The sequence below is a fragment of the Gallibacterium sp. ZY190522 genome (assembly GCF_054166015.1).
In genome coordinates this window covers 1,733,781-1,759,133 of record NZ_CM135118.1, presented here as the reverse complement: position 1 = coordinate 1,759,133, position 25,353 = coordinate 1,733,781, and the positions used below count along the sequence as shown (strand labels likewise).

The 25,353-nt window shown below is 35.7% G+C and carries 26 protein-coding genes; 19 read left to right on the top strand and 7 right to left on the bottom strand.

All coding sequences use genetic code 11. The features are described from left to right. Positions 1-44 precede the first annotated feature (44 nt). From proS to lptM, 7 genes are all read right to left on the bottom strand, one after another. On the bottom strand, positions 45-1,751 hold the full coding sequence (gene proS, locus ACXPAV_RS08580; protein WP_458003265.1) for a proline--tRNA ligase: 1,707 nt from the start codon (positions 1,749-1,751) through the stop codon (positions 45-47). 77 nt (positions 1,752-1,828) lie between these two features. Continuing rightward, a complete protein-coding gene (locus ACXPAV_RS08575) occupies positions 1,829-2,122 on the bottom strand; it encodes an AzlD family protein (protein ID WP_458003264.1) in 294 nt (97 codons plus the stop codon). Continuing rightward, positions 2,119-2,814 carry an AzlC family ABC transporter permease gene (locus tag ACXPAV_RS08570; RefSeq protein WP_458003263.1) on the bottom strand — a complete coding sequence of 232 codons (696 nt, stop codon included), beginning with the start codon at positions 2,812-2,814 and terminating at the stop codon, positions 2,119-2,121. The genes ACXPAV_RS08575 and ACXPAV_RS08570 overlap by 4 nt, the downstream gene beginning before the upstream one ends. A gap of 128 nt (positions 2,815-2,942) precedes the next feature. Then, the gene (locus ACXPAV_RS08565) at positions 2,943-4,244 is read right to left on the bottom strand and encodes an MFS transporter (protein ID WP_458003262.1); all 1,302 of its coding nucleotides are present in this window, start codon (positions 4,242-4,244) and stop codon (positions 2,943-2,945) included. A gap of 182 nt (positions 4,245-4,426) precedes the next feature. Continuing rightward, positions 4,427-4,789, bottom strand: coding sequence for a PepSY domain-containing protein (locus tag ACXPAV_RS08560; RefSeq protein ID WP_458003261.1), 363 nt, complete (start codon positions 4,787-4,789; stop codon positions 4,427-4,429). 191 nt (positions 4,790-4,980) lie between these two features. Then, positions 4,981-6,234: a diaminopimelate decarboxylase gene (gene lysA / locus ACXPAV_RS08555; RefSeq protein WP_458003260.1), complete on the bottom strand. Its 1,254-nt coding sequence runs from the start codon at positions 6,232-6,234 to the stop codon at positions 4,981-4,983. Between the two features lie 21 nt (positions 6,235-6,255). Then, on the bottom strand, positions 6,256-6,375 hold the full coding sequence (lptM, locus tag ACXPAV_RS08550; protein WP_039142951.1) for an LPS translocon maturation chaperone LptM: 120 nt from the start codon (positions 6,373-6,375) through the stop codon (positions 6,256-6,258). A 110-nt stretch (positions 6,376-6,485) separates the two neighbouring features. On the opposite strand from lptM, the gene cyaY reads away from it, so the two are divergent. The 19 genes from cyaY (at position 6,486) to tkt (ending at position 25,294) form a co-directional block, all read left to right on the top strand. Beyond that, on the top strand, positions 6,486-6,800 hold the full coding sequence (cyaY, locus tag ACXPAV_RS08545; protein WP_458003259.1) for an iron donor protein CyaY: 315 nt from the start codon (positions 6,486-6,488) through the stop codon (positions 6,798-6,800). A 15-nt stretch (positions 6,801-6,815) separates the two neighbouring features. Then, complete coding sequence (locus tag ACXPAV_RS08540) at positions 6,816-7,658, top strand: phospholipase A (protein ID WP_458003258.1); 843 nt, start codon at positions 6,816-6,818, stop codon at positions 7,656-7,658. Beyond that, positions 7,648-9,483: a DNA helicase RecQ gene (gene recQ / locus ACXPAV_RS08535; protein WP_458003257.1), complete on the top strand. Its 1,836-nt coding sequence runs from the start codon at positions 7,648-7,650 to the stop codon at positions 9,481-9,483. The genes ACXPAV_RS08540 and recQ overlap by 11 nt, the downstream gene beginning before the upstream one ends. 253 nt (positions 9,484-9,736) lie before the next feature. Next, entirely contained in the window at positions 9,737-10,753 is a 1,017-nt protein-coding gene (locus tag ACXPAV_RS08530; RefSeq protein WP_285097736.1) for a 4-hydroxythreonine-4-phosphate dehydrogenase PdxA, read from the top strand. 21 nt (positions 10,754-10,774) lie between these two features. Next, positions 10,775-11,779: a dihydroxyacetone kinase subunit DhaK gene (locus tag ACXPAV_RS08525; protein ID WP_042907177.1), complete on the top strand. Its 1,005-nt coding sequence runs from the start codon at positions 10,775-10,777 to the stop codon at positions 11,777-11,779. A gap of 1 nt (position 11,780) precedes the next feature. Next, on the top strand, positions 11,781-12,407 hold the full coding sequence (gene dhaL / locus ACXPAV_RS08520; RefSeq protein WP_458003256.1) for a dihydroxyacetone kinase subunit DhaL: 627 nt from the start codon (positions 11,781-11,783) through the stop codon (positions 12,405-12,407). Positions 12,408-12,474: 67 nt separating this feature from the next. Further along, positions 12,475-13,410: a Bug family tripartite tricarboxylate transporter substrate binding protein gene (locus tag ACXPAV_RS08515; RefSeq protein ID WP_039159332.1), complete on the top strand. Its 936-nt coding sequence runs from the start codon at positions 12,475-12,477 to the stop codon at positions 13,408-13,410. Positions 13,411-13,445: 35 nt separating this feature from the next. Then, positions 13,446-13,907: a tripartite tricarboxylate transporter TctB family protein gene (locus ACXPAV_RS08510; protein WP_039159330.1), complete on the top strand. Its 462-nt coding sequence runs from the start codon at positions 13,446-13,448 to the stop codon at positions 13,905-13,907. A gap of 3 nt (positions 13,908-13,910) precedes the next feature. Further along, positions 13,911-15,404, top strand: coding sequence for a tripartite tricarboxylate transporter permease (locus tag ACXPAV_RS08505; RefSeq protein WP_039163667.1), 1,494 nt, complete (start codon positions 13,911-13,913; stop codon positions 15,402-15,404). 33 nt (positions 15,405-15,437) lie between these two features. Further along, a complete protein-coding gene (locus tag ACXPAV_RS08500; RefSeq protein ID WP_458003255.1) occupies positions 15,438-16,274 on the top strand; it encodes a sugar phosphate isomerase/epimerase family protein in 837 nt (278 codons plus the stop codon). 9 nt (positions 16,275-16,283) lie between these two features. After that, positions 16,284-17,240: a sugar-binding transcriptional regulator gene (locus tag ACXPAV_RS08495; protein ID WP_039159324.1), complete on the top strand. Its 957-nt coding sequence runs from the start codon at positions 16,284-16,286 to the stop codon at positions 17,238-17,240. A gap of 19 nt (positions 17,241-17,259) precedes the next feature. Next, positions 17,260-17,712 carry a ribose 5-phosphate isomerase B gene (gene rpiB, locus ACXPAV_RS08490; protein WP_039159322.1) on the top strand — a complete coding sequence of 151 codons (453 nt, stop codon included), beginning with the start codon at positions 17,260-17,262 and terminating at the stop codon, positions 17,710-17,712. A 52-nt stretch (positions 17,713-17,764) separates the two neighbouring features. Further along, a complete protein-coding gene (locus ACXPAV_RS08485; RefSeq protein ID WP_039159320.1) occupies positions 17,765-18,742 on the top strand; it encodes a TRAP transporter substrate-binding protein in 978 nt (325 codons plus the stop codon). 43 nt (positions 18,743-18,785) lie between these two features. After that, positions 18,786-19,262, top strand: a complete 477-nt coding sequence (locus tag ACXPAV_RS08480; RefSeq protein WP_458003254.1) for a TRAP transporter small permease — start codon at positions 18,786-18,788, stop codon at positions 19,260-19,262. Then, complete coding sequence (locus ACXPAV_RS08475) at positions 19,262-20,554, top strand: TRAP transporter large permease (protein WP_458003253.1); 1,293 nt, start codon at positions 19,262-19,264, stop codon at positions 20,552-20,554. The genes ACXPAV_RS08480 and ACXPAV_RS08475 overlap by 1 nt, the downstream gene beginning before the upstream one ends. 14 nt (positions 20,555-20,568) lie before the next feature. After that, positions 20,569-21,249, top strand: coding sequence for a cyclase family protein (locus ACXPAV_RS08470; protein ID WP_458003252.1), 681 nt, complete (start codon positions 20,569-20,571; stop codon positions 21,247-21,249). A 4-nt stretch (positions 21,250-21,253) separates the two neighbouring features. Then, on the top strand, positions 21,254-22,300 hold the full coding sequence (locus tag ACXPAV_RS08465) for a triose-phosphate isomerase (RefSeq protein ID WP_458003251.1): 1,047 nt from the start codon (positions 21,254-21,256) through the stop codon (positions 22,298-22,300). A gap of 36 nt (positions 22,301-22,336) precedes the next feature. After that, positions 22,337-23,290: a transaldolase gene (gene tal, locus ACXPAV_RS08460; protein WP_458003250.1), complete on the top strand. Its 954-nt coding sequence runs from the start codon at positions 22,337-22,339 to the stop codon at positions 23,288-23,290. 9 nt (positions 23,291-23,299) lie between these two features. After that, positions 23,300-25,294 carry a transketolase gene (gene tkt, locus ACXPAV_RS08455; RefSeq protein WP_458003249.1) on the top strand — a complete coding sequence of 665 codons (1,995 nt, stop codon included), beginning with the start codon at positions 23,300-23,302 and terminating at the stop codon, positions 25,292-25,294. Positions 25,295-25,353: the final 59 nt, after the last annotated feature.

Below are 25,353 nucleotides of genomic sequence, written 5' to 3'. Positions count from 1 at the left end.
AAAGGGCTTGGTATAACCAAGCCCATCATATAAACGATATAACATTATTGCAATTTTTCTGTAATAAATTTAACAAGTTGTTGTTTATCAACCATCTGTTTTTCACCACTACGACGAGATTTATATTCAATTTCACCTTTTTCGAGGTTTTTTTCACCGATAATAATCATATGTGGAATACCGATTAATTCCATATCAGCAAACATCACTCCGGGACGCTCTTTGCGGTCATCAAATAATACTTCAATACCTTGTTTTAACAGAGTTTGATAAAGCTCTTCTGCATATTGTTGTACGGCGGTTGATTTATGCATATTCATTGGCACAATTGCCACTTGGAATGGGGCAAGCGTGTCGCTCCAAATAATACCTCGTTCATCGTGGCTTTGCTCAATTGCGGCTGCCACCACACGAGTAATACCAATACCGTAACAGCCCATCATCATTGTTTGGGGTTTGCCGTCTTCGCCTTGTACAGTAGCTTTCATAGCTTCGGAATATTTTTTACCAAGTTGGAAAATATGGCCAACTTCAATACCACGTTTAATTAACAAGGTTCCTTTACCACAAGGGCTTGGATCGCCTTCTACTACATTACGGATATCGGCAATTTGTGGCGTTGGCAAATCACGATCCCAGTTAATACCAAAATAGTGTTTGCCATCAATATTAGCACCGGCACCGAAGTCGCTCATATTGGCAACGGTACGATCAATGACAATTTCCAATGGCAGATTAAGTGGCCCTAATGAACCCGGACCGGCGCCAACAGCGGCACGAATTTCTTCTTCTGTAGCAAAAGTTAATGGTGCAGCAACTTGAGGCAATTTTTCTGCTTTAACTTCATTTAATTCGTGATCACCACGAACGAGTAGTGCAATCAGTTTGCCCTCTTCTTCACCTTTTACAATTAAGGTTTTTACGGTTTTTTCAATCGGTAAATTGAACTGTTCTACTAATGCTGCAATTGTTTTGGCATTCGGTGTATCAACGATACGAAGTTCTTCTGTTGCCGCTTGACGTTTGCCTAATGCAACTGCTTCCGCCATTTCAATATTCGCAGCATAATCAGATTCGGTAGAGAAGACAATGTCATCTTCTCCGCTATCTGCTAACACTTGGAATTCGTGAGAGCCACTGCCGCCGATAGAACCGTTATCCGCCTGAACAGGACGGAAATCTAAGCCTAAACGATTGAAAATATTGCAGTAAGTTTGGTGCATTACATCATAAGTCTGTTGTAAACTTTCCTTATCCAAGTGGAAAGAGTAGCCATCTTTCATAATAAATTCACGAGAACGCATTACACCGAAACGAGGGCGGACTTCATCACGGAATTTGGTTTGAATTTGGTAAAGATTGATAGGCAACTGTTTATAAGAAGATAATTCACGGCGAGCTAAATCGGTGATGACTTCTTCGTGGGTCGGGCCAAGTACGAATGGGCGGTCGCCACGATCGGTAAAGCGGAGTAATTCAGGGCCGTATTGCTCCCAACGATGAGATTCCTGCCAGAGATCAGCTGGTTGAACTACCGGCATTATTACTTCAATAGCACCGCTTTTATTCATCTCTTCACGCACAATATTTTCCACTTTTTTCAATACGCGAACACCGGTTGGCAACCAAGTGTATAAACCGGCAGCAAGTTTACGGATCATACCTGCGCGTAACATTAATTGATGACTGACTACTTCGGCATCAGTTGGAGTTTCTTTTAAGGTTGAAAGTAAATATTGACTAGTACGCATAACAAAATTCCATTAAAAACAAAAAAATTGGCGGTATTCTAGCATTTGCCACCGATTGGCGGAATAGCTGAACCGAATTAACCAAGAAAATGTCTAGCAATCCCGGTTGCTATAATGCCGATAATAACAGTTGGTAAAAATGAAAAACGGATTGCCGCTAAAAAGGTGATGATTAATCCGATCCAGTCCGCTGGATTACTGCTAGTAAATTCCGGCGCAATAACAGAAATTAGTACGCACGCTGGTACTTGAGCCAATAAGTTTTTTGCTGTCGGACTTAATTGTTTCTTTTGTAGTAAAAAGAAACCGAAAAGCCGAGTCGAATAGGTTACCGCTGCCATAGATAGAATAGTTAATACTTCCCAACTCATTTGTGTTTCTCCAGCCACCAAGCCACAATTAAACCACTGACAGTGCCTAATAAAACATACCAAGCTCCATCGATAAATTTATAACTAAATGCTGCAACTAACAGACTGATTAACCAAGCAATCGCCGGACGAAAACCTGCCCACATTCCTTTGAGCAATACCAAAAATACGGCAACAAAAGCCATATCAAAACCATATTGTTTAATATCTCCCAATACTGGGCCTAACCAAGCGCCGAATGCGGTTGAGATAATCCAAGTACTGTAAAGCGACAGTGCCATACAAAAGTAATAATGTAAATTGAGTTGGCGTAATGCGTTTTGCTTGATGTTATTTAATGCCAATGCCCAACACTCATCGCACATAAAGAATAGTACGAGCAAAGATTTTGGTAGGGAAATACCTTTTAAATAAGGAGTAAGTGCGGCGCTCATCAAAATATGGCGGCAATTGATCAATAAAGTCGCCATTGCAATTAGCAATAATGGCGGTGGGGAAGCCCATAATCCTACTGCGGCAAATTCCGAACCGCCGGCAAAATTTACACCAGTCATAAACGGCACTTGCCACACTTTCATATGTTGTGCAGCGGCTTGAGCGCCTAAAACAAAACCGAAAGGGATAAAACCGAGCATCACGGGGAAGGCATCTTTGAAGCCTTGTAACATCATTTTTTGCTTAGTTTGTTGCATACAGTCTTATATCGTGACAACAGAAATAGAAAGGGAATCAGTATAACCAAGATTTTGATAATGGCTAGTTATCAAACCTAATATTTGCGCTTTTTATGGATGGCGTGCCAACACGCCATCATAAAAAATTAATCTTTTTGGTAAGTTTTTAGATAGCTTAACGCCAACGTGGAGAGTAATAACACAACGGCAACGCCGATATAAAGGCTCTGCTTATCCCAACCCTGATCTAACAGAATGCCGGCGATGGTTGGTGCTAAAATGGCACCGATACGTCCGACACCGATCGCTGTGCCTACGCTGGTGCTACGAATTTCTGCTGCATAAACACTAGGGTTTAATGTGTAAAGTCCACTGATGCAGCCGTTAATCAATGCACCGACTAAAATACCGAGAATCATTGCCAGCCAAAGGATTGAAGCGGATAGAATAAAACAGACAACCACTAGAGCTGAAAGTATTGTAAAAATAACTGATACTTTTTTAGGTGACCAATAACTTGCCAATAGACCAAAAAACAGTGCGCCAACCGTACCGCCGAGAGAAATCATCATTCCAATGCTAACGCTTTGTTCCATTGTCATTCCAGCTTCTTTTAATAAAGCTGGTGTCCACGAACTAATAAAATAGAAACTGAACATAATGGTAAAGAATGCTGTCCATAACAACAATGTAGAGCGGAGATAATCTTGCTTCAGCAGACGTGAAAACGGTAAAGCGGAAGTGCGGTTTTCTACTGTTTTTTCAGGCAGTTGCCATTGATCGCCTAAACCCATTTTCACGGTAATTCGATTGAGTTTTTGAACAGCATTTTTAGGTTGTTTAACCAATAGAAAATCAATTGATTCTGGCAACCAAAAAATAACTATTACTAAACAGATTGCGGTTAGCACTGCACCGGCTAAAAAGACAGAACGCCAACCATATTCTGCTTGCAGCATTACAGAAAACATTCCTCCTAAAACCGCACCGACACCAAATCCGGCAGCATAGATACTGATAGCTAAACTACGCCAACGTTGAGAGGAGTATTCACTGGTTAGAACGTTGGTGCCGACTAAAATTCCGCCTACGCCCAAACCGGTAATCACGCGCCATACCGCTAACCATTGTTGATTCGGTGTAAAGGCAGAACCGAACATTCCGATAGCAGATAATAAGACCGCAATGATTAATAATGGTCTACGTCCAATTTTGTCTGCTATTGGTGCGAGAAAAAGTGAACCGGCGGTCATTCCTAATAATCCGGCACTTAATAGCGTACCAAGCTCAACACCGCTTAATGCAAATTCCTGACGAATTGCTGTGGCGGTAAATGCGAGAGCGAGAACATCAAAACCGTCAAGCAGATTCATAATGGCTGCAATAATCACGATGCTCCATTGAAATGCACTCATAGAACTCATCGCAATAGTGTTGCGTAAAGACATAAAAATTCCTTCCTTATTAAATTATTGAATATTATTTTTGTGAAAAGCACATCGATAATAACGGAAACAAATCAGTAAGAAAACAGGAATTTAATTAAAAAAAAACAGTAGCCGTTTCCGACTACTGCAAAGTTGGGGGTAATTTAGTTTAGTTGATTTAAGATCGTTGGAATAAGTAATCGCTAGTGACCACGTTTATGGTGTCTATCACCATCACGACAGCCGGTATCTTTCACTTCGTTTCTGATGATCTCAGAAGTAACAGCGTCAATACGAAGTTCTTTTAATTGTTTGTCATTAGTTAAAATTTCAACTTCATAAAAAGGATTTCCCTTTCTATGCGGATGAAAATCGGCTTCAACGACGGTTCCCGCCTGTTTTTGTGTAGCAATGTCAATCGCTTGTACAAGTGTAATTTTGCTGGCATTTAATGCGCTTTCTAAACGAGGAAAGTCATCATTATCAGCTAAACTCACCTGCGCTGTGCCAATTGCTAACAATGCGACGGTTGATAACATTGCGATTTTTTTTGTTATTTTAGACATTTTATTTGTACTCCTTTTATGATGGTTACTTCAAACACAAATGGGTAAGCAGACATTCTGCGTTTTCAGTGGTTGTAAGTATAAAAATGAAAAATTAGCGAAAAATTAGAAAAAGAAATTTTTTGAGAAATTTGTAATTAGGTGAAAGGCAGGGCGAATTTTTAGGAATATCGCCCTGTAAAAGTAGTATTTTATTCGTCAATAAGTTGTTCACACGCCCATAACTCTTCAAAACGTTCGCGCCGTTTGATCAAATGTGCTTTGTTTCCATCAACCAAAACTTCTGCTGCACGTGGGTGAGAATTATAGTTTGATGCCATACTTGCACCATAAGCACCTGCTGAACGTTGAACAATAAAATCACCGGCAGCAATAGACAATCGTCTGCTTTTACCGAGAAAATCCGATGTTTCGCAGATTGGGCCGACAACATCATACACTTTAGCTTCACGATCTAAGGAGCGATCTGCTTCAATAATTTCCATATAAGCCTGATACAATGCCGGACGGATCATATCGTTCATTCCGGCATCAACAATTGCGAAATTAAAATCTTCATTTGATTTTAGATATTCTACTTTTGTTACTAAAATGCCAGCATTAGCACTGATTGCACGTCCCGGCTCAAGGATGATTTCTAATTCCGGATATTGTTTAAATTTTGCTAATAATGCACTAGCATATTCAGTTGGATGAGGTGGTGTTTCATCACTATAACGAACCCCTAAACCGCCACCAAGATCGAGATGATGTAATTCAATACCGTCTTGACGTAATTGTTCCAACAAAATTAATAAACGATCCGCTGAATCTAAAAATGGTTGTAATTCAGTGAGTTGTGAACCAATGTGGCAATCCATACCGACAATTTGAATATGTGGCAATGTTTTTGCTAAGCGATACACTTCTCTTGCTCGTTCCACACTGACACCAAATTTATTTTTCTTTAAGCCGGTTGAGATATAAGGATGAGTTTTTGCATCCACATCTGGATTAACACGCAAGGAGATCGGCGCTTTTTTATCTAATTTTGCAGCGACTTGATTAATACGAAGCAGCTCAGCTTCCGATTCCACGTTGAAACAACGAATGCCGACCTCTAATGCTCGTTCAATTTCACTATGGGATTTAGCCACACCAGAGAACACCACTTTATTGGCTTCGCCACCGGCGGCTAAAATGCGTTCAAGTTCGCCTTGTGAAACAATATCAAATCCTGAACCTAATTTGGCAAGTAAATTTAATAGAGCGATATTAGGGTTGGATTTCACAGCAAAACAGATAAGGTGCGGATGCCCTTGCAATGCGGAATCAAAAGCGTGCCAGTGGCGTTCCAATGTGGCGCGCGAATAAACATACAAAGGCGTACCGAATTGTTGTGCAAGCTGTTGGACAGAGATTTCTTCTGCCATTAATTGATCATTTTTATAATTGAAATAATCCATAAATCTGTTTTAACCTCAAAATTACTGTGTTTGTTGCTGTTGTTGTGCATTATCGTCAGGTGGCATATACAATGGACCTTTTACACCACAGGCGGTTAAGAAAAAGCTGCCGAGAATAAGAGTAAGTAATAATTTTTTCATAATGTGATCCTTAATCAATAGATGCTCTTTTTATCATTAATTTGTGCGTTATGCTATCTCTAACCGTTGAAAATCTCTATAATGACCGCTTATTTTGGGAGAAATTGATTATGAATAATGCAGAATATCATCAAATTGTTGAGCAAACTTGGCAACAGATAGAAGAAGACTTGGAACAGCAGGATTGCGATGTAGATTGTGATACGCAAGGTTCAGTTTTTACCATTACTTTCGATGATGGTAGTCAAATTGTGGTGAATAAACAGGAGCCACTACAAGAATTATGGCTAGCAAGCAAATTGGGTGGTTACCATTTCCACTATCAGAATGGACAATGGTTAAATGCGGAAGGCAAGAATTTTTGGCATTATTTAAGCGAAGCCTGTTCAGCATACGGCGAACAGGTTGAATTTTCTAACCAATAAAAAATAGGAGCAAAGATGCGTTTCAGATATAGCTTGGTCGCATTTTCTGCATTATTGGCGTTATCATCGGCAAGTGCGAGTTTATTGCCTTATCAAAGTAGAACGGCATTATTATTGACACAAGCACCGGATAATTTTGTTGGATTGCGACCATACGAACAGAATTATTTAATGGAAACTTTCTCCAATAAAAATTACAACTATCCTGAGAATATGCGACACGATGAGATTAAATTTCAAATTAGTGTGGCGTTACCTTTGTGGAAAGATATTTTAGGAAAAAACTCTGTACTTGCAGGATCCTATACGCAACGTTCTTGGTTTCAGTTTAGTAATCGAGGTGAATCCTCTCCGTTCCGTGAAAGCAATTATCAACCACAGTTGTTTGTTGCTTGGGCAACCGATTATGATTTGCCGTTTGGTTGGAAATTGGTTGATATTGAAAGCGGAGTTGTTCACGTTTCCAATGGACGCAGCGACGAACAATTAAAATCACGCAGCTGGAATCGTATTTATTTGAGAGCGGCATTCAGCAAAGATAATTGGTTGGTGGAATTAAAACCTTATTGGAGAATTCCGGAAAAATCGGAAGATGATGATAATCCGGATATTGTTGATTATTATGGTTACGGTGATGTTAGTGTTGGTTATCGGTTTGATCAACATATTCTGAAAACGACTGCACGTTATAATCCACGAACCAATAAAGGCGGAATGGAAATTTCTTGGAGTTATCCAATCGCAAAATATGTTCGTGTCTATGCGCAGTATTATCACGGTTATGGTGAATCACTATTGGATTATAATCGATCCACAGATCGCATCGGTTTAGGTATTAGTTTAAACAATGTGTTCTAATGTTGAAGATCAGGTTGATATGCAATCGACCGGTCTTATCCGTGCAAAGTCCATTCTTCAAGACGTTTTTGGCTATCAACAATTTCGTCAAGGTCAGCAGCAAATTATTGAAGCAACATTGCGAGGTCAAAGTAGCTTTATTTTGATGGCAACAGGTGGGGGAAAATCGCTTTGCTACCAAATTCCAGCACTCTGTTTTTCCGGATTGACACTAGTGATTTCTCCTTTGATTGCTTTGATGCAAGATCAGGTTGATCAGCTTACGGCAAACGGTGTGGCGGCGGCTTATTTGAATTCTAGCCAAACATTGCAACAGCAACGAGAAATTGAACAACAGGCGTTATCCGGAAAATTAAAGTTACTCTATATTTCGCCGGAAAAAGTGATGACTACGGCGTTTTTCTATTTTATTCAGCAGTGTCAGGTGAGTTTTATTGCAATTGATGAAGCCCATTGTATTTCTCAATGGGGACACGATTTTCGCCCTGAGTATTCACAGTTGCGTAGCTTGACACGTGTTTTTCCCAATATTCCGATTATGGCGTTAACCGCAACGGCGGATCGAGTTACTCGAGAGGACATCCTCGAATTGCTTAACTTACAGCAACCCTTTGTTTATATTGGTAGTTTTGACCGCCCAAATATTCGTTATACTGTGGTGGAAAAGTTTAAACCACAAGAACAGTTGCTTAAATTTATCAAATCACAGCAAGGTAAAAGCGGTATTATTTACGCCAACAGTCGTAATAAAGTTGAACGATTAGCAGAGATGCTACAACGTAAAGGTATCTCGGCAAAGGCTTATCACGCTGGTTTCAGTAATGAAATCAGGGAGCAGGTTCAGCACGATTTTCAACGTGACAATATTCAGATTATTGTTGCAACGATTGCATTTGGAATGGGTATTAATAAACCGAATATTCGTTTTGTATTGCATTATGATCTCCCGAGAAGTATTGAAGCTTATTATCAGGAAACAGGGCGGGCAGGGCGCGATGATCTACCGGCGGAAGCGGTGCTGTTTTATGATCATCAGGATTATTTGTGGTTGAATAAATTATTGCAGGAAAAAAATGATTCATCACAAAAAATGATTGAGCAGCATAAATTACAAGCGATGGGAGAATTTGCTGAGGCACAAACTTGTCGTCGTTTGGTATTACTCAATTATTTTGCTGAACACCGCCATCAACCTTGTAATAACTGTGATATTTGCCTTAACCCACCAAAAAAATATGATGGTCTAATTGATGCGCAAAAAATCCTTTCTACGGTTTATCGTACTGGTCAAAAGTTTGGTAGCTATTATGTGATTGCTGTATTGCGTGGCTTGCAAAATCAGAAAATTCAAGAATTACAACACGATAAATTGTCCGTTTTTGGTATTGGCAAGGATAAATCTCAAGAATATTGGCATAGTGTGATCCGTCAATTAATTCATTTAGGCTTTTTAAGTCAAAATATTGCCAATTATTCAGCATTACAACTTACCGAAGCGGCCAGACCGATTTTGCGTGGAGAAATGACATTATCGTTAGCGACACCAAGACAAAATCTTTCAATGATTAACCACGCTCATCGCTATCAAGCGAAGCAGGGTGATCGGGAACTCTTCAATCAATTACGCAAACTCAGAAAACAACTTTCTGATCGGGATAATATTCCGCCTTATGCTGTATTCAATGATGCTACATTGGAAGAAATGGCACGAGAAATGCCAACCACACTTTCTGAAATGTTACAAATCAATGGAGTAGGGTTTAAAAAATTAGAACGTTATGCTCAATCATTTTTAAAAGTTATTACAACATATAAACCCAATTAAAAACTTATGTTCTATAAGTGTTCATATAGTTATTCTATAATGAAATAGATTTGTTATTAATTCCTTCTTTTTTTCCTAAAAATGTGATCTTTATCTCAAATATGAGATATTTTTATACAATTATCCATTATTGTGAGCTTTATCACACATTTCAATATAAAAAAATGATTTAATACACCTATCAAAAGTTATTATTATGAACATATGTTCATAATATAAAGTATTTTATAACATTAGTTTGATAGGGGCAATTATGCAGAAACCAACAATAGCATTAGTTTTAGGTGATCCTGCTGGCATAGGTCCGGAATTGGTCGCTAAATTGTTATCTCAGAAGGAGCAAAGAGATAAAGCTAATATTTTAATCATTGCAGATAAAGATGAATTACATAAAGGTATGGATATCGCACAACTGCAATTCCCTTATGATGAAATTACAGAGAATCAACTGCCTTCATTTTCGTATGAAAAAGGGATTCCTGCATTAATTTCATACAAAAATTCAAATTTAAAACCTTTCGAATATGGTAAAGCCACTCAACAAAGTGGTGTATATATTTTAGAAACTTTGAAAAAAGCTGTGGAATATGCTCAGGCTGGATATGTGCAATCTATTTGTTTTGCACCATTAAATAAACAAGCTATGCATTTAGGTGGTTTAAAGTATCGTGATGAATTACATTGGTTTGCAGAACAAACTAATTTTGATGGTTTTGTGTGTGAGTTAAATGTTGTTGATAATATCTGGGCAAGTAGAGTGACTTCCCATATTCCATTCAAAGATATTGTACCTAATTTATCTATTCCAGCAGTTATTGATTGTATTCGTTTATTACATAGTTCTTTAGTACGTGCCGGTGTTACACAACCTAGAATTGCTGTACAAGCCTTAAACCCTCATGGTGGTGAAGGAGGTGTTTTCGGAGATGAAGAAATTACTATTATTAAGCCGGCGATGGAACACGCTCGTAAAGAATACCAAATTAATTTATATGGCCCATTTCCTAGTGATACGACGATGCATGAAGTGAAACGCCTTAATATTGATGGGGTAGTGTCAATGTATCACGACCAATTTTCTACTGCGCTTAAGCTTCTTGGTTTTGAACGAGGAGTCACAGTACAAGGTGGAATTCCTATTCCAATTACAACCGCTAATCATGGTACAGCGTATGACTTGTATGGCAAGAATATTGCTGTGCCAACAGCTTTTGAAGCTGCCTTTAATATTGCCGTTCGTATGGGCAAAGGTGTCCTTGAATCAGAATAAGACAATTTGGAGAAAAGTATTATGGCAAGAAAACCTAAAAAATTACTGAATAATCCTAATGCTGTTCCAGCAGAACAATTAGAGGGATTACTTTGTGCTTGTCGAGGCAAATTATTAAAAGTAGATGGTTATAGCGGTGTATATCGTGATCAAATTCGGAATGATCAGGTTGTAGTTGTCACAGGAGGTGGAAGTGGACACGAGCCTATGTTTGCAGGTTATGTAGGGCAAGGATTGGCTGATGCAGCTGCGTTAGGAGAGATTTTTGCATCACCATCCCCTGACATCATTATAGAAACAACAAAAGCCGTTGAACAAGGTCAAGGCGTGTTATTCGTTTATGGTAATTATGCTGGCGATAATATGAACTTTGATATTGCAGCTGAACTTTTAGAAGAGGAAGGAATTCAAGTTAAAACTGTTCGAGTAACAGATGATATTTCTGCAGCACCCATTTCTAAAATGAGTGATAGACGTGGTGTTGCTGGTGATATGTATGTTCTGAAGATTGCTGGGGCTGCTGTTGAGTCTGGTTATGATTTAGAACAGGTCTATGAAGTAACTAAAAAAGCAAATTTTAATACGAGAACTATAGGCGTAGCTTTAGGGGCTTGTTCTATTCCCCAAACAGGAAAATTTAATTTTGAGTTGGAAGATGATGAATTAGAACTTGGTATGGGAATTCATGGTGAGCCAGGTGTTAGAAGACAAAAAATGACAACTGCTGATCAAATTAATGGTGAGATGGTTGAGCGTTTATGTAATGACATTGAATTACAAAGTGAAGACAAAGTCTGTGTGACCATTAATAACTTAGGTGGCTCAACTTATACCGAATTATTAATTGCTTATCGAAAAGTTCATCAAGAGTTAACTGCACGAAATATTCAAATTTATGATGTGTTAATTGGATCTTATTGTACATCTCAAGAAATGGCAGGTTATTCAGTAACTATCTTTCGTTTGGATGATGAATTACAAAAATTATATGACATGCCTTGTAACAGTTTTGCTTGGAGAAAATGATATGAATTTAACAGAAACAAGAGAAATGCTTTTATATACAGCTGAAAAAATGGTCAGTAGTGAACCGATGTTGACAGAATTAGATTTAAAAATTGGTGATGGAGATCATGGATTAGGTATGCAACGAGGTTTTGCAGCTGTTCGAGATTTACTTTCAAGTAATGATTTTTCACCTAAAGATGTTGGCGAATTATTTTTAAAGGCTGGTACTAAGATGATGTCAAGTATGGGGGGAGCTTCCGGTGCAATATTTGGCACATTATTCAGAGCAGGGGGAAAAGCTATAGCGGGTCAACAAGAATTTAATAGCGTAGTTCTTTCACAATTTTTAGTTGCAGGATCAGCAGCAGTTTTTGCTAGAGGTGGGGCTAAACCAGGCGATAAAACGATGATTGATTCATTGGTTGCAGCCGAAAAACAGTCAGAAAAAGTGATGAATGATGATTTAGGCAGTGCATTATCGAGCGTAGCTAAAGCTGCGGCAGAGGGGGCTGAAGAAACGCGTAATCAAGTTGCTGTTTTTGGTCGTGCAAAAAGTTTAGGGAAACGCTCATTAGGGCATGTAGATCCAGGTGCAGTATCTATGTCTTTGATTATTAAATATATGTCTGAGTTTGTGAATAAATAAGCTGTTACTTTAAATTTTTTGAAAAAATCTGATTTATTTTATTAAAAGTTTTTTAAAGGGGACAAATATGAAAAAAGTTTTATTGTTAACTTCACTGGCCGTGATATCAACAGCTGCAATTGCATTTCCTAATAAAAACTTAGAAATGGTAACTCATTCTGGTGCAGGTGGTGGAACAGATTTAACTGCAAGAATGGTAGCAAGTTTATCAGAGCCACTATTAGGAAAATCAATCATAATTGTCAATAAAAAAGGTGGTGGTGGCTTACTGTCATTAGATTATGTGACATCACGGCCAGCAGATGGACATACTATTTTGACATATACAAGTGGACAGGCTGGTGAAATAGCTAAAGGTAGTTCAAAAACAACGTTAAGTGATTGGATTCCAATTGCAAGGGCAACAGATGATCCTCAAATTTTAATGGTGAAATGTAATCGTTTTAAAGATGTAAATCAATTTATAGAGTCACAAAAAACGAAAGCTCTTACTTATGGTACTACTCATTTAGGTGGAATTGATGATGTATCCGCATTTGCATTTACGACAAAAGCTAATGTGAAGACTGCAGAAGTTATTCCATTTGACAGTGCAAATGAAGTTGCTACTCAAATTGTTGCTGGAGGTGTTGATGTTGGTGTTTTGAATCTAGGTGAAGCTAAAGTACAAATTAGTGCAGGACAAGTTTGTCCGATAGTGGTTCTCTCAGACAGTAGAATGAAATCTTTACCCACTGTATATACAGCAAAAGAATTAGGAATTCCTGTAAGTTTATCTACTGTTAGAGGGTTTGTTGTGAAGGCAGGAACACCTAAAGATATTGTTGAAAAACTTGAAAAAACTTTTATAGAAGCTATGTCAAAACCGGAATTCCAGAAGTTCTTAGATAATCTTGGCTTAGATGAGACTTCTATTGCAGGTAAAGAAGTGTGGTCCAAACAATTAGAAGAAAGTGATAAAGAAATGCGTGAATCACTAAAACAATTAGGCTTTATTCAATAATATTGAAATAATTTATTAGCAATAAGGAGAGTATTATGAGAAGTAAGAAAGATTTATTCATATTCTTTACTATTTTTGTATTTTCAAGTGTAGTTATTTATCTTGCTTCTCAATTTAGAGAGTTACCTCCTATTTTACAGAGAGGACTACAACCATCAACTTTTCCTATTATATGTGCGTCTTTTATTATTTTATTAAGCTTTATCTTATGGTTAAGAGGAAGTAAAGAAAAGGATATATTTGATACTAATTTTAATTATATAACTATAAAGGTTCTTCTTCTTATTCCAATATTTATTTTAGTTTTAAATGTGGATTTTTTCTTAGCTATAATGTTATTTTCTTTAGCTATTCATCTTTTGTGGGCAGATAAAATAAAAATATTTCCTATTATTTTGTTGACTATTATCTTACCTGTTTTTATTTATGTATTATTTGAGCAGATTTTAGGTGTGAAATTTCCTGATGGAATAGTAATAAATTATATAAGAGGATGAACCATGGATATTGTGTGGAATGCGTTAGGTAATTTAGCGAATATTGAGTTATTAATCTGGATTATGGTTGCTTCTATAGGTGGAATATTGATTGGATCATTACCTGGATTGAATGCTACGACGGGAGTAGCATTGATTCTTCCGTTTACTATTACAATGGATCCTATATCTGCATCGACAATTATGCTTACTATTTATTGTGCTGCAACCTTTGCTGGAGCAATTACTGCTATTTTAATTAATACTCCAGGAACATCTGCAAGTGCAACAACTTGCTTAGATGGTTATCCTTTAGCTCAGCGAGGAGAAGCTGGTAGAGCATTAGGTATTGCAACAGTTTCTTCTGGAATAGGTGGAATAATTAGTGTCATTTGTTTAATGATTGCAGCTCCTCTTCTTGCAGATATTGCTTATAAATTTTCTCCACCAGAATATTTAACTTTAACAATTTTTGCTATTTCTATGTTAGCTACTGTTGGGAATAGCTCAGTTTTAAAAAATTTATTATCAGGTTTGTTAGGGATATTAATTGCTACTATAGGAGTGGATCCTTTAACAACTATAGATCGTTTTACATTCGGAGTTTCTGCATTATATGAAGGAATTAATTTAGTTCCAATGATGATCGGCATTTTTGGAATTAGTGAACTATTCATTCAAATTTCTAGATCATCTATAACAGGTAATTTAGTGAAAATGGATAAGATCAAATTACCATCTTATTCAGATTATAAGCGAATTTGGAAAACTATTTTGCGCTCTACTGGAATAGGTACATTTATTGGTATTTTACCTGCTGAAGGGGCTACTGTGGCATCAATAGTAGGTTATAACGAAGCTAAACGTTGGTCAAAAAGACCTGAAGAGTTTGGTAATGGATCTATTGAAGGTATTGCAGGGTCTGAAGCTGCAAATAATGCAGCAACAGGAGGTTCTATGGTACCAAGTTTGGCATTAGGAATACCAGGTAGCCCTACAGCAGCTGTAATTGTAGCTGGTTTAATGATTCATGGGATAAACCCTGGTCCTAATTTGTTTATTGAAAATGGCGAGGCTGTTTATACAATTTTTTGGTCTATGCTTTTAGCAAATATTATATTTTTTATTATTGGGTTAGCTGGAGCTAAGTTATTCGCACGTATTACCTTTATTCCTACATCTATTTTATGGCCAATGGTGTTTGTTTTTTGTATTGTCGGTGCATATGCAGTTAATTTATCTGTAGTTGATGTTTATGTAGCATTAATTTTTGGTGTACTTGGATATTTAATGAGACTATTTGGTTTTTCAGTTATTCCTTTGACTATAGGTTTAATTTTAGGTGGCGTATTGGAATTAAGATTAGGACAGACTATTACAATGGTTAAAGGCAATTGGTGGCTTATATTAGAACGTCCAATATCTGTATTTTTTATTTTAGCTACAGTTCTTGTTTTTACTATGCCAATTATAAAAATTTATTGGAATAAAATTAAATTATTAGGAAAAAATGAATAGCTTATAAAGTTTCTATTATGTGAGGAGATAGGAATGAAAAATAACTTAAAATTAGCTGTTAATACTTCTATTTATGATGGATATGATCTAGAAACTATTTTTTCTTCTATTAAAAAATGCGGATTTAATTATTTTGAATTAGCTTATAACCAAGGATATGTTAGTAATTTAAATCAAGATCTTTTTAGTGAAGAAAATGCTAGATGTATTAATTATCTTAAAAATAAGTATAAATTAGATACTTTGGCTTTAGGGTGTACAATGGATCTATCAACAGAAGGATTATATGATATTTTTTCTGCTCGCCTCACATTTGCTAATTTAATAGGAGCTAAATATATTAATGTCTGTACTACTAAACTAGAAAATAAAGATAAATTAATAATAAATTTAAAGTCACTAAAGAGTCTATTAGAAAAAAATCATTGTATTTTATGTTTAGAGAATGCAGGAGATTATAACTTCAATGCTTTTGTAAAATTAGAAGATGGGCTTGAAATATTAAATCAATTAGATAATGATTTTTATGCAATAAATTTTGATCCGGGAAATATGTTAACTTATGATATAAAGTTAAATTTAATAGAACAATCAATGAACTCTATTAAATATTGTAAATATTTTCATATTAAAGATGTAATTATTGAAGATGATAAGTTCAGGTTTACAGCTATAGGAGATGGAATGATTGATTATTGTAATATTGTTAGTCAATTAAAGCGTAGTAATATTCCTTGTAGTTTGGAAATTCCATTAAGGATATATCGGGAATTAGATTCTACGCCAAAAAAATTTGAACATAAAATTGATATTAATGTAATTGAAGAAACTTTAATTAAGTCTAGAAAATATATTGAGAATTTTATTTAGGAAATCTATATGGCAGATTTGAAAGAAATTGATTTATTGACCGAAATTGCAATTGCTTATTATGAACATGAATTAACACAAGAAGAAATTGCAAATAAATTTAATCTTTCACGAATAAAAATAGGTCGGTTACTTAAAAAGGCTAGAGAAGAAGGTGTAGTTGAAATTAATGTGAAATATCACCCGATTTATACTTCTCAATTAGAAAAAAGATTAATTGACGAATTTGGTATTCAAAGAGCGTTAATTGCTATAGATGAGCAAAATGAAACAGAACAGAGAAGGCAAGTTGCTGCGTTAGTAAGTTCATATTTGTCTCATACATTAAAAGATGGAATGACGATAGCAGTAGGACAAGGGCGTAATGTGGCATCTGTAGGGGAACATATTGGTATTTTCCCTGCAAAATCTTGCAAGTTTATTTGTGGTATTGGTGGTGTGCAAAGAAATGGCGAACCTGTAGATGCTGATCATACTTGTAGAAATTTGGCTAGAAATTTTAATGGTATTAATGAAACTTTATATGCACCAGCTTACCTTGAAAATAAGGAGTTTAGAGATGTTTTTATGAAAAATGGAGTTATCAAAGAAACTTTGGATCGAGCAAGAAAGGCTGATATTGCATTAGTTGGTATTGGTGATATGAATGAAAATAGCTATATGGTGCAATTAGGTTGGTTTACACCTCAAGAAGTTACAGAAGCAAAAAGGAATTTAGGTGTGATAGGTGATATTGCCGGATATGGCTTTTTTAATTTGCAAGGTGAACCAGTTGATACAGTAATGAATGATCGGGTTATTGGGCTAAGCCTTGATGATTTAAGAGCAATTCCTTGTGTGATTGGTATTGCATCTGAAAGTAGTAAAGCAATGGCTATATTAGGTGCATTAAGAACAGGCATTATCAATATCATTGCAACAACGGCAAGTAATGTAAATACCATTCTTAATTTAACGAAAATGTAATTCTTTAGGAGAGTTTAATATGAAAATAGCGATTGGCTGTGATGAAGCTGCATATAACTTGAAAGTTGAACTGATGAAATACTTAGATTCTTTAGGGATCGAATACGATGATTTTGGTGCTAAAGCAGGCGATATTGTTTTATATCCTGATGTTGCTGAGGCAGTAGCGTTAGCAGTTTCTGAAGGAAAATATGAACGTGCTATTTTAACTTGTGGTACTGGTATTGGTATGTCGATTACAGCAAATAAAATTCCAGGAGTAAGAGCTGCTGTATGTCATGATGTTTTTTCAGCAGAAAGGGCAAGGAAGAGTAACAATGCGCAAATTATTTGTTTTGGAGAACGAGTAATTGGTGTTGAGCTTGCTAAATATCTATTAAAAACGTGGTTAAATTGTGACTTCTCCGGTGGTGGTTCTACACCTAAAGTAGCCAAGATTAATGAGATTGATCAGAAATATCATAAATGCTGATTTTTCAATAAAAATTTATTCAATAATTAATAATATACAATTGAGGGTACTTATGAAAAAGCTTAATTTTATATCGGTAACAGTATTATCAGCCATATTCTCTTCAAGCATTTTAGCTGCGGAAACATATGAATTAGCATTAAGTCATTATGGTTCGCCAACAGATACTGTAAGTAAAGCAACAGAATTTATGGCTAAAAGAGTTAAAGAATTATCTCAAGGACGAATTACTATTAAGTTACATCCCAATAGTGAATTAGGCTCTTCAGGTACCCAAATTGATGGAACTAGAATGGGGACTATTGATATTGTAGTGGTAGGGAATCCTTATTATACAACCTTTAATGAGCAGCTTAATTTATTAGATCTGCCGTTTTTATTTAGAAATGAGGAACACGTAGAAAAAGTCTTAAATAGTGATGTCGGAGAAAAACTGTTAGGGTCTTTAGAACAATATGGATTAAAAGGTCTAGCTTTCTATGAAATTGGTTTTAGAGATATTACTAATAATAGAAGACAAGTTAAATCTGTAAAAGATTTATCCCATCTTAAATTAAGAACAACCCCAAATCCGGCACATATTGCAGCATTTAAAGAGTGGGGTGCTAATCCAACACCAATGCCATTTAATGAAGTCTATTTTTCATTGAAAACAGGTGTAATTGATGGTCAAGAAAATCCAATTCATCATATTTACAACAATAATCTTCAAGAAGTACAAAAATATTTATCATTAACCCATCATGCTTATACAGCTGCGCCAATGGCAATGAATTTAGATCGTTTTAATTCATTAGATAAGGAAGATCAAGAAATATTATTGAAGGCAGCAAAAGAGGGAGCGGATTTAGAGAAGAAACTAAATGTTGAAGAAAATAAAATTTATCTTGAGAAATTAAAACAACAAGGTATGCAAGTAGAAGAATTACCTGACGTTGCATCTTTCCAAATTGGAGCTAAAAAGGCTTGGGATGATTATGCCAAAAAATTTGGTGATCAAGAAATTAAGAAAATTTCTGAAACTAAATAATATATAGTTTTACTCTATACTTATATAAGAAGGGAGGGGCATTATGATTGAGAAATATGAGAAGTTTATTAGTAAGACGTTTTTATCTTTAGGATGTCTCTTTTTTCTTATTCTAGTTGTAATGACTTTTGTTCAAGTAATTACTAGATATGTTATTAATATTTCGTTCCCTTGGGCAGAAGAATTTTTAAGGTTTTGTTATACCTATATGATCTTATTTGGAATAGTAACAACAACACAAATACAGGTGCCTTTATTAAGAATAGCTATATTTGAGAAGTTTAAATATGGATGGTTATTATCATCGGCATTATATATTGTGATGTTAATTTCTTTAGTTTTATTAATTAAAGGTGGAATAAAGTTATATGGTATGAATTTGAATAGTTATTATTCTGCATTTAAGATTTCTATTTCTTGGGTTTATGTTCCATTTATTTTATGTTTATCTTTGGAAGTTGTCAGAATCATTATTGCTTTTATTTCATTAGCAAAAACTAAAGTTGTAGGGGAATTATAATGTCATTTATTGTTTTATTAGGCGTTATGTTTATATTAACTGTCTTTGGATTGCCATTATTCTACAGTATTATTTTTTCCTCAATAGTTACTTTATTTTTATTTTTACCTTATGTACCTGTAACTATTGTTGCGCAACAAGTTATGCAAGGCATTGATACTAATGCACTACAAGCATTAGCCTTCTTTTTCTTAGCTGGTGAATTGATGAGTGTTGGAGGAATTACAACAAGGATTATTCGTTTTGTAACATCATTTATTGGTCGTTGGAAAGGCTCTCTAGCTTATATTAATATTTTTTCCAGTTTATTTTTTGGATCTATTAGTGGATCAGCTGTTGCTTCTACAGCAGCAATTGGCAGCTCATTAATTCCGGAAATGAAAAAGAATAATTATCCAGCTCCTTTTTCTGCAGCATTAACACAATCTGCTTCAATTATTGGGCCAATTATTCCACCAAGTGTTCCTATGATCGTATTTGCTGCGTTGGCTGGAGCAGGTGTTTCTGTAGGAAAAATGTTTTTATCTGGTGTAATACCAGGACTACTCATTGCCTTTACACTTATCTTTGTTACTTTTGTTATTTCAAAAATGAAAGGTTTTGGTAATCAATCAACACCATTTAGCTGGAAAGAAGTTAAAGAAAGTTCAAAAGATGCTATTTGGGCTCTATTTTGTCCAATTATTATTCTATATGGAATTATTTCAGGTATGTTTACAGCAACAGAGGCAGGAGCAGTATCGGTTGTATATGCGTATCTAGTAGGAACATTTATTTATAAAGAATTAAATATAGAAAGATTAAAAAAAGCACTAATTTCATCTTTAAAGGGGACGATAACAGTTATGCTAATTGTTGGAGCATCTTCAATATTTGCATGGGTTATTGCAAGATTACAAATTAGTCATCAAGTTGCTAGTTATGTTTCAGAAATTTGTTCTTCTCCTTTATCCGCATTAATTTTAATTAATGTAATTGTTCTTTTTATTGGAATGATTATGGATCCTACAGCTGCTTTAACAATATTAGTTCCAGTATTTATGCCAATTATAAATCAATTCGGAATTTCACCTATCCATTTTGGTTTAGTCATTATTTTGAACTTAATGATTGGATTGGTTACTCCTCCAGTTGGTTATTTAATCTATTTATCTGCAAATATTGCTGAATGTGAACCAATAAAAGTATTAAAGAGTAGTATTCCATATTTACTATCTTTATTAGGATTATTAGTAATCTTAATATTAGTGCCAGAATTTAGTACTTATTTACCAAGTTTATTTTTTGAGTAAACGGGAGGTTTATTATGGAGAGAGAATGGGTAGATTTGTCAATGCCTATTACTAATCAGCATATACGTTGGAAAACAATTATTGAGAAAAAGGGGGATTTTGATAATGGAGATTTATTTGAGGCCACACAAATACAAGTATCTTGTCATGCTTTTACCCATATGGATGCATTAAGTCATATTAATAAGGGTGGGTATAATATATTGGATATTAATCCAAGTAATTATATTGGTGAATTTTATATTTTAGATCTTGCAGAATATATTACAGAAAACTTTGCTATTACTGCAGAAGTATTAAAAAGTGTTTGGCCAAAGAATAATCCAGATAAGATCATTTTTAAAACACATTGGGACACTTTTTATAGTTATAATTCTAAAGAGTTCTGGACAAAGTCACCTTATTTAACAGATGATGCAGTAATATTTATGAAGAATAAAAATATTACTATTGTAGCATTTGATTTTCCTCAAGATTATCCAATCCGGTTTTGGGTGGAGAATAAAATGGATAAGCCTTTAGAAAAACATACGACACATTATCATTTATTATCCAAAGGTATAACGTTAGTAGAATATATCTGTAATACAAAAAATATTACAAGTCATAAAGTTTATGCAGTGATGGTTCCGATAGCTATTGAAAATGCAGATGGTTCTCCTTGTAGAGTATTAATAAAAAACATAAAGGAATAAATAAATGAAAAATAAGATTTATTTTGGTACTAATCTAAAAATGTATAAAGGGAATAAAGATGTTATTCATTATTTGTCAAGGTTAGGAGATTTATATAAAAGAGATATCAAAACTGATAATGTAGAGTTATTTGTTATACCATCTTATACAACTTTAAGTGATGCGACGAGTTTAATAAATAATAAATTTAATAATTTAATTGTGATTGGCGCACAAAATATGTGTTATGCTGATTCAGGTCAATTTACAGGTGAAATATCGCCATTAATGTTAAAAGAATTAGATATTAAATTAGTAATGATAGGACATTCTGAAAGACGCCATATCTTTAAAGAGACAGATGAAGAAGAAAATAAGAAAGTTCTTTCAGCATTAAAACATAAATTTATTACATTATTATGTGTTGGTGAAACATTAGAACAAAAAGAATATGGTATTTCAGATGAAATATTAAGAACACAATTAAAAATTGGCTTGAGTGGAGTAACTAAAGATCAGTTACCTCTTGTTAGAATAGCTTATGAGCCTGTTTGGGCTATTGGTGAAAAAGGAATTCCAGCTTCTGCAGAATATGCAGATGAAAAGCATTCTGTAATTAAACAATGTTTATATGAGATGTTTAATAAAGAGGGATTAGATATTCCAGTATTATATGGAGGCAGTGTTAATCCGGAGAATGCTAATAAGTTAATAAATAAGAAATATATTGATGGGTTATTTGTTGGTAGAAGTGCTTGGAATGCGGAAAATTTTATTGAGTTAATAAAAAATGCATTGGAGTCATTATCGCTTAATATTGAGAGCAATGAATATAATGAAATTGCTACTAAATTAATTGAATATTTAGGTGGAAAGAAGAATATTGTTGCATTAACTCACTGTGCAACAAGAATCAGAGTTGTATTAAATAATCCAGAGGAGATAAATAAAAATCAAATAGAAAAATTAGACTTAGTAAAAGGTTTGTTTTCTATTGCTAATCAATATCAAATTATTTTAGGGAAAGAAGTTGTAGATATTGTACATCAAAAAATGCAAAAACAACTTTAGTATGAAATTGGATAATTAATATTTAGGAGAAATAAAATGATGAATCAATTAGACACATTACGCAAAATGACAGTGGTTGTTGCCGACACCGGCGATATTGAAGCAATCAAAAAATACCAACCACAAGATGCAACCACCAATCCATCATTAGTATTAAGTGCCTCCCAACTACCACAATATGCTTCGTTAATTGATGAAGCTGTTGATTATGCAAAAAGTAAAAGTTCAGATAAAGCACAACAATTAATTGATGCAGAAGATAAATTAGCGGTAAATATTGGTTTGGAAATTTTGAAAATCGTCCCAGGACGTATTTCTACTGAGGTGGACGCTCGTTTATCTTACGATACAGAAGCAACTGTAGCAAAAGCACGTAAACTTATTGCACTTTATAATGAAGCAGGAATCAGTAATGATCGAATTTTGATAAAAATTGCGTCTACTTGGCAAGGTATCCGTGCAGCGGAAATTCTAGAAAAAGAAGGGATTAACTGTAATTTAACATTATTATTCTCTGAAGCTCAGGCAAGGGCGTGTGCAGAAGCAGGTGTTTACCTTATTTCGCCGTTTGTTGGTCGTATTTTAGACTGGTATAAAGCGAACAGTGATAAGAAAGCATTTGTGCCGAGTGAAGATCCTGGTGTAATTTCAGTAACAAAAATTTATAACTATTACAAACAGTATGGCTATAAAACCGTAGTAATGGGAGCAAGTTTCCGCAATATCGGAGAAATTACTGAATTGGCAGGTTGCGATCGTTTAACTATTTCGCCGGCGTTATTGAAAGAGTTGCAGGAAAGCGAAGCGGAATTGCCACGTAAATTGGATTATAAGGGTGATGTATTGCCTCGACCAGTCGCGATGACAGAAAGCGAGTTTTACTGGCAACATAATATGGATGCGATGGCAGTTGAGAAGTTGGCAGAAGGTATTCGTAAATTTGCAGCAGATATTGAAAAATTGGAAGCGATGTTATTAGAAAAACTTTAGGGAGGTAGTATGGCAACACGTAGAGAGCGAGCAAACGCAATTCGTTTTTTAAGTATGGATGCGGTGCAAAAAGCAAAATCAGGACACCCAGGCGCACCTATGGGAATGGCGGATATCGCTGAAGTTTTATGGCGTGATTTTTTATCTCATAATCCGAACAATCCAAAATGGATCAATCGTGACCGCTTTGTGCTTTCCAATGGTCACGGCTCAATGTTGATTTATAGTTTATTACACTTAACCGGTTACGACCTTTCAATTGAAGATTTAAAACAGTTCCGTCAATTGCATTCTAAAACACCCGGACACCCTGAATACGGTTATGCACCGGGTGTAGAAACTACCACCGGCCCATTGGGGCAGGGCATTACTAATGCTGTCGGTATGGCGATTGCCGAAAAAACGTTAGCCGGTCAATTTAATCGACCAGGACACGATATTATCGACCATTACACTTATGTTTTCTTGGGTGATGGCTGTTTAATGGAAGGTATCTCTCACGAAGCCTGCTCTCTTGCCGGAACTTTAGGTTTAGGTAAATTAATCGCATTCTATGATGATAACAATATCTCCATTGATGGACACGTTGATGGTTGGTTTACTGATGATACCCAAAAACGTTTTGAGGCTTACGGTTGGCAAGTCATTCCTGCGGTTGATGGTCATAATGCAGCAGAAATTAAAGCCGCTATTGAAGTGGCAAAAGCAGAAACCTCAAAACCAACATTAATTATCTGTAAAACCATTATCGGTTATGGCTCACCAAATAAAGCCAATTCTCACGACAGTCACGGTGCGCCGCTAGGAGAGGAAGAAATTGCATTAACACGTAAAAATTTAGGTTGGAATTATGCACCATTTGAAATTCCAGCTGAAATTTATGCGGAATGGGATGCAAAACCACAAGGCGCAGAAAGAGAAGCGGAATGGCAACAACGCTTTGCCGCTTATCAATCAGCGCATCCAGAATTGGCAGCTGAATTATCACGCCGTTTAGCCGGAGAATTACCATCAGATTGGCAAGCACAATCTCAAGCCTTTATCGAAAAATTGCAAGCAAATCCGGCTACTATCGCTAGCCGTAAAGCCTCACAAAATGCAATTGAAGCCTATGCGAAAATTTTACCTGAATTTTTGGGTGGTTCTGCTGACTTAGCGAGTTCAAACTTAACCTTATGGTCAGGTTCAAAACCATTACGAGCCAATGTGATTGATGGAAACTATATTAACTACGGTGTGCGTGAATTCGGGATGTCCGCCATTATGAACGGCATTGCTCTACACGGTGGATTTATTCCTTACGGTGCCACTTTCCTAATGTTTATGGAATATGCGCATAATGCAGTGCGTATGGCAGCGTTAATGAAACAACGTGTGCTTTTTGTTTACACCCACGACTCCATTGGTTTAGGGGAAGATGGGCCAACCCATCAACCGGTAGAACAGACGGCAACATTACGTTTAATTCCGAATTTAGAAACTTGGCGCCCGTGTGACCAAGTGGAATCTGCGATTGCGTGGCAAGCAGCGGTTGAACGCACTGCAGGCCCAAGTGCATTAATTTTCACTCGTCAAAACTTAACACAAATGGAACGTAACGCCCAACAACTTGCCGATGTTAGACGCGGTGCTTATGTCTTAAAAGATTGTGAAGGTACGCCTGAATTAATCTTTATTGCAACCGGTTCAGAAGTGGAATTGGCAGTGAAAGCAGCGGAACAATTAACTGCGGAAGGACACAAAGTGCGTGTGGTTTCTATGCCAAGCACGAATGTATTTGATAAACAGGATGTCGCTTATAAAGAAAGCGTATTACCAAGCAACATCAAGAAACGTGTTGCAATTGAAGCTGGTATTTCGGACTTCTGGTATAAATATGTTGGCTTGGAAGGACGTATTATCGGAATAAACCGCTTTGGTGAATCTGCCCCAGCAGGCGAGTTATTTAAATTATTCGGATTTACTGTGGATAATGTCGTTGCTAAAGCGAAAGAAATTCTATAATTTTGCTTTACTTAGTTAAATATTGAAACTCCTCTATTCGTAATCATTGACGTAATGAG

Bases quoted from the DNA above. Each gene is read 5' to 3' on its own strand.
- proS (WP_458003265.1), bottom strand. From the start codon at position 1,751: ATGCGTACTAGTCAATATTTACTTTCAACCTTAAAAGAAACTCCAACT.
- ACXPAV_RS08575 (WP_458003264.1), bottom strand. From the start codon at position 2,122: ATGAGTTGGGAAGTATTAACTATTCTATCTATGGCAGCGGTAACCTAT.
- ACXPAV_RS08570 (WP_458003263.1), bottom strand. From the start codon at position 2,814: ATGCAACAAACTAAGCAAAAAATGATGTTACAAGGCTTCAAAGATGCC.
- ACXPAV_RS08565 (WP_458003262.1), bottom strand. From the start codon at position 4,244: ATGTCTTTACGCAACACTATTGCGATGAGTTCTATGAGTGCATTTCAA.
- ACXPAV_RS08560 (WP_458003261.1), bottom strand. From the start codon at position 4,789: ATGTCTAAAATAACAAAAAAAATCGCAATGTTATCAACCGTCGCATTG.
- lysA (WP_458003260.1), bottom strand. From the start codon at position 6,234: ATGGATTATTTCAATTATAAAAATGATCAATTAATGGCAGAAGAAATC.
- lptM (WP_039142951.1), bottom strand. From the start codon at position 6,375: ATGAAAAAATTATTACTTACTCTTATTCTCGGCAGCTTTTTCTTAACC.
- cyaY (WP_458003259.1), top strand. From the start codon at position 6,486: ATGAATAATGCAGAATATCATCAAATTGTTGAGCAAACTTGGCAACAG.
- ACXPAV_RS08540 (WP_458003258.1), top strand. From the start codon at position 6,816: ATGCGTTTCAGATATAGCTTGGTCGCATTTTCTGCATTATTGGCGTTA.
- recQ (WP_458003257.1), top strand. From the start codon at position 7,648: ATGTGTTCTAATGTTGAAGATCAGGTTGATATGCAATCGACCGGTCTT.
- ACXPAV_RS08530 (WP_285097736.1), top strand. From the start codon at position 9,737: ATGCAGAAACCAACAATAGCATTAGTTTTAGGTGATCCTGCTGGCATA.
- ACXPAV_RS08525 (WP_042907177.1), top strand. From the start codon at position 10,775: ATGGCAAGAAAACCTAAAAAATTACTGAATAATCCTAATGCTGTTCCA.
- dhaL (WP_458003256.1), top strand. From the start codon at position 11,781: ATGAATTTAACAGAAACAAGAGAAATGCTTTTATATACAGCTGAAAAA.
- ACXPAV_RS08515 (WP_039159332.1), top strand. From the start codon at position 12,475: ATGAAAAAAGTTTTATTGTTAACTTCACTGGCCGTGATATCAACAGCT.
- ACXPAV_RS08510 (WP_039159330.1), top strand. From the start codon at position 13,446: ATGAGAAGTAAGAAAGATTTATTCATATTCTTTACTATTTTTGTATTT.
- ACXPAV_RS08505 (WP_039163667.1), top strand. From the start codon at position 13,911: ATGGATATTGTGTGGAATGCGTTAGGTAATTTAGCGAATATTGAGTTA.
- ACXPAV_RS08500 (WP_458003255.1), top strand. From the start codon at position 15,438: ATGAAAAATAACTTAAAATTAGCTGTTAATACTTCTATTTATGATGGA.
- ACXPAV_RS08495 (WP_039159324.1), top strand. From the start codon at position 16,284: ATGGCAGATTTGAAAGAAATTGATTTATTGACCGAAATTGCAATTGCT.
- rpiB (WP_039159322.1), top strand. From the start codon at position 17,260: ATGAAAATAGCGATTGGCTGTGATGAAGCTGCATATAACTTGAAAGTT.
- ACXPAV_RS08485 (WP_039159320.1), top strand. From the start codon at position 17,765: ATGAAAAAGCTTAATTTTATATCGGTAACAGTATTATCAGCCATATTC.
- ACXPAV_RS08480 (WP_458003254.1), top strand. From the start codon at position 18,786: ATGATTGAGAAATATGAGAAGTTTATTAGTAAGACGTTTTTATCTTTA.
- ACXPAV_RS08475 (WP_458003253.1), top strand. From the start codon at position 19,262: ATGTCATTTATTGTTTTATTAGGCGTTATGTTTATATTAACTGTCTTT.
- ACXPAV_RS08470 (WP_458003252.1), top strand. From the start codon at position 20,569: ATGGAGAGAGAATGGGTAGATTTGTCAATGCCTATTACTAATCAGCAT.
- ACXPAV_RS08465 (WP_458003251.1), top strand. From the start codon at position 21,254: ATGAAAAATAAGATTTATTTTGGTACTAATCTAAAAATGTATAAAGGG.
- tal (WP_458003250.1), top strand. From the start codon at position 22,337: ATGATGAATCAATTAGACACATTACGCAAAATGACAGTGGTTGTTGCC.
- tkt (WP_458003249.1), top strand. From the start codon at position 23,300: ATGGCAACACGTAGAGAGCGAGCAAACGCAATTCGTTTTTTAAGTATG.